Origin of the sequence: Arthrobacter sp. Bi26 (genome assembly GCF_918697925.1) — a bacterium.
Taxonomy (GTDB): Bacteria; Actinomycetota; Actinomycetes; order Actinomycetales; family Micrococcaceae; genus Arthrobacter.
This window is the reverse complement of sequence record NZ_CAKKMF010000133.1, coordinates 1-8,530: the sequence shown is the minus strand read 5'-3', so window position 1 is coordinate 8,530 and position 8,530 is coordinate 1. Positions and strand designations below refer to the sequence as shown.

Here is an 8,530-nt window from a genome sequence, read left to right as displayed (position 1 = left end):
GCTTCGAGCCGTCCGGTATTCCCAGCAGCAGCGAGCCAACGGAATCCCCGCGTTCGCCCTTTCCGGGCCGCCAGCCGCCCACCACCACCTCCTGGGTCCGCTCAATCTTGAGCTTCAGCCAGGACCGGCTGCGCTGGCCGACATAGCGCCCGTCTGTCCGCTTGGCCATGACACCCTCCAGCCCCAGCTCGGCGACGCTTTCCAGGATGTGCGCGGCGTCGCCGTCAATCACGCCGGAGAGTTCCACCGGGCCGGCGGAAGGGCGGAAGAACTGCTCCAGCCGGTGCCGGCGCTCACTCAGCGGCAGGCGGCGCAGGTCCTGGCCGGCGTCGAAGAGCAGATCGAACAGCATCAGCCGCACAGGCGTCGACTCCTGCGCCCTGGTGACGTCGGCGGCCTTGCTGAGTTTCATCCGGCTCTGCAGCAGGCCGAAGTCCGGCCGGCCGGAGCGCCCGACGGCGATGATCTCGCCGTCGGCGACGAAGCCCTGTTCCGGCCAACGGGCCCGGTCCGTGAGTTCGGGGTAGCTCACGGACATGTCGATGCCGTTCCGGCTGATGAGCCGGATTCTGGTGGCGTCGCCGATGACCAGGGCCCGCACGCCGTCCCATTTGAGCTCGTACTGCCAGTCCAGGTCCGGCAGGTCCGCCAGGGTCCCGGACGTGGCCAGCATCGGACTGAACCCGGAGGCGTCGGGGGCCGGTTCGGCGCCGGTGCCGGCGTCCGCTCCGTCGTCGCCCTCGACTTCGCCCTCGACGTGGCCGCCGCCGCCGTCGTCGGCGTCGTCCGCTGTGCCGGACGGGCGCCGCGCGCCGGGGTGGCCTTTGGCCGAGCCCGCCGGGTCCATCAGGTGGATGAGCCATTGGTCGTTGGCCTGACCGGTGTGGATCAGGGCGAACCTGCGGGGCCCGCCAAGGCCGCCGCCCTCCGCTCCGGTCAGGGTGGCGATGACCTCCTTGCCGGCGATCCACTTTTCGCATTCGTAGTATCCGCGGTCCCAGATGCTGACCGTCCCGGCGCCGTACTGGCCCTGGGGAATGTCACCTTCGAAGTCGGCGTAGTCCATCGGGTGGTCTTCGGTCTGGACCGCGAGGTGGTTCTTGGCCTTGCTGGTCGGGACGCCCTTGGGCAGTGCCCAGGACACCAGCACCCCGTCGCGTTCGAGCCGGAAGTCGTAGTGAAGCCGCCTGGCGTGGTGCTCCTGGATGACGAATTTCTCCTGCCGTGTCCCGCCGTCGTCCCCGGCCTGGTGCCGTTCCGCCGTGAAGGGCTCTGGCGTGCCTGCCCGGTCCCGTTTGGTGCGGTACTCGTCCAGCCGCGGGTCGGTGTCGCCGCCGTTGCCGGCCTGCTCGGGAGATGTCTCGGTCCGTCCTCCGGGTGGGTGTTCCGCCGCGTGGGCCGCGGCGGCTCCGCCGTCGTGCCGGCCGCCGGAGACGGGAGCGAACGGATCCTTGCCGGCGGCGACGCGTTTCATTACCTCCTGGAAGTCCAAGTGGTGCAGCGAGGGGGATCCGAGTTCCCGCCACGTGCGCGGTGCGGCCACCGTAGGCCGGGGCCGGCCGCGCAGCGAGTACGGCACGATGGTGGTCTTGGCGGCGTTGTTCTGGCTCCAGTCCACGAGCACCCTGCCGGCGCGCAGGGTCTTCTTCATGTCGCTGACGGCCAGATCCGGGTGGTCTGCTTCGAGCGAGCGGGCCAGTTCGTGGGCGAAATCGGAAATCTGGTCCGAGCTCTGGGATCCGTCCAGGGCGGCGTAGAGGTGGATGCCCTTGCTGCCGCTCGTTACGGGCACGGGATCTAGGCCCACGTCCTGCAGGATGGTGCGGGCCAGCCGGGCCACCTCCACGCACTCCGCCAGTCCCGCACCCTCGCCGGGGTCCAGGTCCAGCACCAGCCGGTCGGGAGGCAAGGCATTGCCGTGGGAGTCCACCCGCCACTGCGGCACGTGGATCTCCAGGGCCGCGATCTGGGCCAGCCAGGTCAGGGTGGCGGGATCATTGACCAGGGGATATTGGATGGTCCGGTCCTTGTGCGTGATGGCGGCGCGGGGCACCCAGCCGGGCGTTGAATGGTCCAGGTTCTTCTGGAAGAACATCTCCCCGGGGGCATCGGCGGTCCCGACGCCGTGGACCCAGCGCTTCCGCGTGGCCGGCCGGTTGCGGGCCGCGGGGATCAGCACTGGTGCGACGGCGGCATAGTAGGCCAGGACGTCGGCCTTGGTGGTGCCCGTCTCCGGGTACATGACTTTTTCCAGGTTGGTGAGCACCAGTTCGCGTCCGTCCACCCGGACGCGCTCTTTACCGTTGGGCAAAACCCTTCACCTCCGCGCAACTGTGATGTTCACTTGATCCATGAGAGCCATCTGGAAAGGCGCAATAGCGTTCGGGCTGGTCAACGTGCCGGTCAAGGTCTATAGCGCCACCGAGGACCACGACATCAGCCTCCACCAGGTCCACAACGCCGACGGCGGCCGGATCCGCTACCAGCGCCGTTGCGAGGTCTGCAGCAAGATCATCGACTACGAGGACATCGACAAGGCGTATGAGGACGATGGCCGCACGGTGGTCCTGACCCGCGACGAGCTCAAGTCCATCCCGGCGGAAAACAGCCACGAAATCGAAGTGGTCCAGTTCGTTCCGGCCGATCAGCTCGATCCCATGATGTTTGAAAAAAGCTACTACCTTGAACCCGACTCCAAGTCGCCCAAGGCCTATGTGCTGCTGCGGCGGGCCTTGGAGGACACGGACCGTGTGGCAGTTGTGCAGTTCGCGCTCCGGGACAAGACGCGGCTGGGCGCGCTGAGGATTCGCGATGAGGTCCTGGTGTTGCAGTCGCTGTTGTGGGCCGACGAAGTCCGCGAAGCCAGCTTTCCCGCACTCGAGACCTCCATCCGGATCTCGGCGCAGGAACGCGAGATGTCCGCCGCCCTGGTCGATTCGATGGCCTCCGACTTTGAGCCGGACCAGTTCACGGACGACTATCAGGAGCAGTTGCGCCAGCTGATCGAGGCGAAGCTGGACAAGGGGGAGTCGCTGGATACGGAGGAGACCTTCGGCGCCCCTGCCGAGGCCGGCGAGGGCGAAGTGATCGACCTGATGGAAGCCCTCAAACGCAGCATCGAGAAAAAGCGCGGCGGAGGGGGAGGTGCCGCGGAGGCGCCGGCCGGGGCTTCCGGACCGGCGGCCAAGGCCGCCCCCAAGGCAGCCGCGAAGACGCCGGCGTCCAAGTCCACAGCCACCAAGGCGGCCTCCACCAGGGCTGGTTCTGCCAAGACTGCGGCTTCCAAGACGGCGGCGGCTCCCACAGCGACGGCCGCGAAGACGGCCCGAAAGGGTGCCTGAGCCCGGAAGCCGGCTGGCGCCGTCGCGCACGCTAATCAGGAGTTCTGCAGGGCGGAGATGAGCTCGCTCTTCTTCTTGGCAGAGTAGCCCGTGAGGCCGATCTCCTTGGCGCGTGCCTTCAGCTGCGGCACTGTCCAGTCCTCATAGTCTCCGGCCTTGCCGCCCTTGCGGCCGACTGAGGAACGGCCCCGTTTGGCGGCGGCGTTGGAGATCCTGGCGGCTTTTTGCTTGGAGGCGCCGTCCTCGAGCAGCTTCTCGTAGAGCTCGGGGTCCTTGATGCTGGGGCTTTCTGAGCCGCGGGGCTCGCCCTTCTTTGTTGGCATGGCTGCGCGATCATCTCCTTCGGCCGGGAACCACTTGGGCGGCGGCCCGCGGACGGTGCCGCCGGGGATTCCAAACTAGCCGCGCCGCGGAGCCGTGACAAGCATTCACTAAGCTCACTGACAAAAATCACGGTCTCCCGCGCAGCCAGCCCAGCCAGCCCAGCCAATTCAGCCAATCCAGCCAATCCAGCCAGTTCAAGCCGGCGCAGCCACAGGGGTGGCCCGGCAACGCGAAGGCCCGGCCGGCCCCTCATCGGGGGCGGCCGGGCCTTCTGAAGCTGCCGGTGTTCCGGCGCGGGGCCGGAAGGTGAGGCTATTCGGCGTCGTGATCCGTCTCAAGGATCTGCACGAGGCGGTCCAGTGCCGCGTCGGCGCCTTCGCCCTTGGCACGCAACACCACAACCTCGCCGTGGGAGGCGCCCAGGCTCATCAGCGACAGGATGCTGGCGGCGTCCATGGCCTCGTCCTCCGGCTCGCCCAGGCGGGCGATCGTGATCTCGAGGTTGTCGAACTCGCCTGCAGCCTCGGCGAAGATGGCTGCCGGACGGGCATGCAGCCCAACGCGGCTGGCAATGGTGGCGTTACGTTCGGTCATTTCTGCTCCTTGAAGTCAGCTTCTGTGTTTATCAGCTGTGGGTGTTTGCTTGAAAGAATCATGCACTGGTTCAGGCGGCTACGGGAACCGTTTCCACCGTATCAACCGGCTTCTTGACTGCCCAGCGTTTGAGCGCGATCACGGCGAAGGCACTCACGACGGTACCGGCCGCAATGGCGACGACGAACATCAGGAAGGGATCGATCGCGAAGAAGACGAAGATTCCGCCGTGCGGGGCCTTGGACCCCACGCCCGCCGCCATCGAGATGGCGCCTGTCACGGCTCCGCCGAGCATGCTGGCGGGGATGACGCGCAGCGGGTCGGCGGCGGCGAACGGGATGGCGCCTTCGGTGATGAACGAGGCGCCCAGCAGCCAGGCGGCCTTGCCGTTTTCCTGTTCCGCGAGGCTGAAGAGCTTCTTGTTCAGCACGGTCGCAGCAAGTGCCATGGCCAGCGGCGGGACCATGCCGGCGGCCATGACGGCTGCCATGATCTGCCACGGGGCCTGGTTGGTGATGGAGGCTGCACCCAGGCCGGCGACGGCGAAGGAGTAGGCCACCTTGTTGACCGGACCGCCGAGGTCGAAGCACATCATCAGGCCCAGGATGACGCCCAGGGCGATGGCGCTGGCACCGGTGAGGCCGGACAGGAATTCGTTGAGCCCGACAGTGACCCGGGCGATGTAGGCGCCCAGGAACACGAACAGCAGGCCGGAAGCCGCGAGCGACGCTATGAGCGGGATGATGACCACCGGCATCAGGCCGCGCAGCCAGCGGGCCACGTTGAGCTTGCCGATCGAATGTGCCACGTAGCCGGCGATCAGGCCGCCCACGATGCCGCCGAGGAACCCTGCGCCCATGAAGACGGCAACAGCGCCGGACACGAAGCCCGGGGCGATGCCGGGCCGGTCAGCGATGGCGTAGGCGATGTAGCCGGCCAGTGCGGGTACGAGGAAGCCCAGGGACAGGGCGCCAATCTTGAACATCACGGCACCGAGGTATGCGCCCAGCGGGCCCCACGCCAGTTCCGGATACACGGTGGGCAGGTTGAAGAGGCTGTTTTCCGCCAGGATCTTGTCCGCGAAGGCGGTGATGTCGTAGCCGCCCAACAGGAAGCCTAGGGCGATCAGCAGACCGCCGCCGGCCACGAACGGGATCATGTAGCTGACACCGGTCAGGAGGGCCTTCTTCAGCTTCGTGCCGATGTGTTCGCTCTTTTCCTCGGCCGCGAGCTCGGCCTGCTCCTCGGCGCCGAAGTGCGGCACGCGGTGGGCGTGCGGATTGTCCGCGGCGGCGAGTGCTTCGGCGACCATCTTGTCCGGTTCGTCGATGCCGCGCTTGACCGGCGCGTTGATGACCGGCTTGCCGGCGAAGCGCTCCTTGCCGCGCACATCCACGTCCACGGCGAAGATCACGGCGTCGGCGGCCGCGATCACGGCGGGGTCAAGGGCCTTGGCGCCGGAGGATCCCTGGGTTTCCACCTGCAGGTCCACGCCGACTTCCTTGGCCGCGGCAACCAGCGAGTCGGCGGCCATGTAGGTGTGGGCGATGCCGGTGGGGCAGGCTGTGACGGCGACGAGGCGCTTGGGCCTCTTGGCCTTCGCTGCGCCGGCACCTTCTCCCTCAGCACCCGCGACAGTGGCTGAGGCGGCGGCCGCGGAAGCGGCGCCGGTCGCTTCGGCAGGGGTGTGGGCGGCCGGCTTGTCCGCCAAGGCGGCGTCGACGAGCTCGACAATCTCCGCCTGGGAGGTCGCGGCGCGCAGGCTGGCCGTGAAGTCCTTTTTGATCAGTGACCGCGCCAGCTTCGACAGCAGCTTCAAGTGGTCCTGGTCCGCGCCTTCAGGAGCGGCGATGAAGAAGATAATGTCCGCGGGCCCGTCCTTGGCGCCGAAGTCGACCGGCTGGGACAGCCGCGCCATCGCCAGGGTGGGTTCGGTGACCGCCGTCGAGCGGCAGTGCGGGATCGCGATGCCGCCCGGGACTCCCGTGGCGGTCTTCGATTCCCGGGCAAAGGCGTCGGCGAAGAGGCCTTCGGCCTCGGTGGCGCGTCCGGTGGCTGCAACTCTGCCTGCCAGATGCCGGATCACGTCCTCGGGCGAGCTGCCCAGATTCTGGTCGAGCTCGACCAGTTCGGTAGTAATGAGCTGTGTCACTGTCAATCCTTCCGGAGGGCCGTGATGGTTACGGCATCAGGGGTGGTTTGGTTGACTGCCGGGACAGTGGAGCCAGGCAGGGAAGCGGCGGCGGCACCATGGGCCACCGCCTGACGGAGGCAATCGACCGGGGCGGCGCCCTGGCTGGATGCGAGCAGGTATCCGGCCAGCGAGGAATCGCCGGCGCCGACAGTGCTGACCGCGGTGACCGGCGGGTGCGTGGCCAGCCACGCGCCGTCGGCCGTCACAAGAACGGCGCCCTTGGAACCGAGGGTGGCCAGTACAGCACCCACTCCGGAGCGCACGACGGCGGAGGCGGCCGCTGCTGCAGCCTCCGGGTCCGCTTCGAGCTCCTCGGCGGACTTGTTCGTGGCGAACCCGGCTGCGGCAGCCAGTTCCACCAGTTCCTCGGCGTTGGGTTTCAAGAGGTCCGGTTTTCCCGAGGTGTCGCCGGAGACCGCTGCGGCGAGGGGTTCGCCGGATGAGTCGACGGCGACCCGAGGTGCGGTCTCGCCGTCGAACAGGGAACGCAGCCGCCGCGTGACGGTCGCGTAGAAGTCGGCTGGAACCCCGGGTGGGAGCGAGCCGGCCAGGACCACCCAGGCGGCACCGCGTGCGTGGTCCAGCAACAGGCTGATCAGGGCCTCCTGCTGATCCGCGCTGAGGACCGGTCCGGGTTCGTTGATCTTGGTGGTGACGCCGCCGGGCTCCGTGAGGGCCACGTTGCTGCGCAGCGGCTCGCCAATCGGGAGGGCCGCGAACGGAACGTCGGTCTCCCGCAGGCCCGTGAGGACAGGGTCGGCCTCCGAGCCGGGGAGGACAGCAATTGTCTTGAGCCCCGAGGCGACGAGGGCGCGGGAGACATTGACTCCCTTGCCCCCGGATTCCTGGCGGACGGAGATGGCCCGCTGAACTTCCCCGCGGAGGAGCGGGCCGGGCAGCGCTACGGTGCGGTCCAGGCTGGGGTTGGCGGTGAGGGTGACAATCACGCGACCACCACCTCCACTCCGGCTTCCGCAAGGGCGTCGGCGAGTTCCCGGCTGGGTTGCGTGTCTGTGATCACGGTGTCCAGATCTTTCAACGAGGCGAACTGGACAAGCGTCTCCGCGTCCAGCTTGGAGGAATCAGCCAGCACCACTATGCGGCGCGCTGATTGGACGAAGGCAGCCTTGACAGCGGCTTCTTCAGGATCGGGTGTGCTCAGCCCGAAGGCTGCATGGATTCCGTTGGTGCCGATGAAGGCGATGTCCGGGCGGATCCGGCGCGCGGCCTCCACCGTGGACTGGCCGACAGCGGCCTGGGTCAGGCCGCGGACTTTGCCGCCGAGCAGGTGCAGGGCGATGCCGGGTTCGCCGGAGAGCCTGGATGCGATGGGCAGGGAGTGGGTGATGACGACGAGTTCGGCGTCGGACCCGGGTCCGGGCAGACTGCCGGCTGCGGCGGCTCCGGCGGCCCGGGCGGACAGGAGCTCGGCGAGGGCCTCCGTGGTGGAGCCGGCGTCGATCAGGATGCTGCCGGTGAGGCCCGGGGGCATGAGGGCAAGAGCGGCCTCGGCGATCCGGATCTTCTCGGGCTGCCGCTGAACGGTCCGCTCGAGGATGCTTTCCTCCGTGGTGCTGAAGCGGTCGGGGGAAACAGCGCCGCCGTGCACCCGGCGGACGCTGCCGGCGGCTTCCAGGGCGGCGAGGTCCCGGCGGACGGTTTCGGTGGTGATGCTGAAGCGTTCGGCCAGGTCCGTGACGCTGGCCCGGCCGCTGGCGTAGATGAGCCCCACGATCAGCTGCTGGCGCTCTTCGGCGAACACTTACCCTCCATTGCGTACTGCGTCTGACTTGGTTTTGTTCTTGCCCGGGCTTCCGTATTTCGAAAACCCGTTCCCGCCGCTTCGGTGACTCCCGTCACATGAAGTGGAATTGTTTGACTTTATCTTCGTTCGTGTTGGTTTGTCAATGAAAAACCACATGAACGCAGAAAGTTGTGTCCGCGGCGGGGGACATGTCCATTGTTCGGGGATGGCTGCGGGGCGGGTTCTGCGGGACATGTCCAGTGTTCGGGCCGGGGAGCGGGCATGATGGCACTATGTCCACGGCTCGCTTGAAAGGCTGGGCATGTGCTGCGT

At 67.7% G+C, this 8,530-nt stretch carries 7 protein-coding genes; 1 reads left to right on the top strand and 6 read right to left on the bottom strand.

Annotated features, from left to right (window positions below; genetic code table 11):
* On the bottom strand, positions 1-2,311 hold a 2,311-nt coding region (ligD, locus tag LQV16_RS21915), incomplete at its 3' end, for a non-homologous end-joining DNA ligase (RefSeq protein WP_229995970.1).
* A 40-nt stretch (positions 2,312-2,351) separates the two neighbouring features.
* Here ligD and LQV16_RS21910 point away from each other — a divergent pair.
* Positions 2,352-3,341 (top strand): Ku protein, encoded by a 990-nt coding sequence (locus tag LQV16_RS21910; protein WP_229995969.1) that lies wholly within the window; start codon positions 2,352-2,354, stop codon positions 3,339-3,341.
* A gap of 35 nt (positions 3,342-3,376) precedes the next feature.
* Here the strand turns inward: LQV16_RS21910 and LQV16_RS21905 are convergent, their stop codons facing one another.
* From LQV16_RS21905 to LQV16_RS21885, 5 genes are all read right to left on the bottom strand, one after another.
* Complete coding sequence (locus LQV16_RS21905; protein ID WP_229995968.1) at positions 3,377-3,664, bottom strand: Rho termination factor N-terminal domain-containing protein; 288 nt, start codon at positions 3,662-3,664, stop codon at positions 3,377-3,379.
* 313 nt (positions 3,665-3,977) lie between these two features.
* Positions 3,978-4,259, bottom strand: coding sequence for an HPr family phosphocarrier protein (locus tag LQV16_RS21900; RefSeq protein WP_229995967.1), 282 nt, complete (start codon positions 4,257-4,259; stop codon positions 3,978-3,980).
* A 70-nt stretch (positions 4,260-4,329) separates the two neighbouring features.
* Positions 4,330-6,411 carry a fructose-specific PTS transporter subunit EIIC gene (locus LQV16_RS21895; RefSeq protein WP_229995966.1) on the bottom strand — a complete coding sequence of 694 codons (2,082 nt, stop codon included), beginning with the start codon at positions 6,409-6,411 and terminating at the stop codon, positions 4,330-4,332.
* A gap of 2 nt (positions 6,412-6,413) precedes the next feature.
* Positions 6,414-7,400, bottom strand: coding sequence for a hexose kinase (locus tag LQV16_RS21890; protein ID WP_229995965.1), 987 nt, complete (start codon positions 7,398-7,400; stop codon positions 6,414-6,416).
* A complete protein-coding gene (locus tag LQV16_RS21885) occupies positions 7,397-8,215 on the bottom strand; it encodes a DeoR/GlpR family DNA-binding transcription regulator (RefSeq protein ID WP_229995964.1) in 819 nt (272 codons plus the stop codon). Before LQV16_RS21885 ends, LQV16_RS21890 begins: the two co-directional genes overlap by 4 nt.
* Between the last annotated feature and the right edge of the window lie 315 nt (positions 8,216-8,530).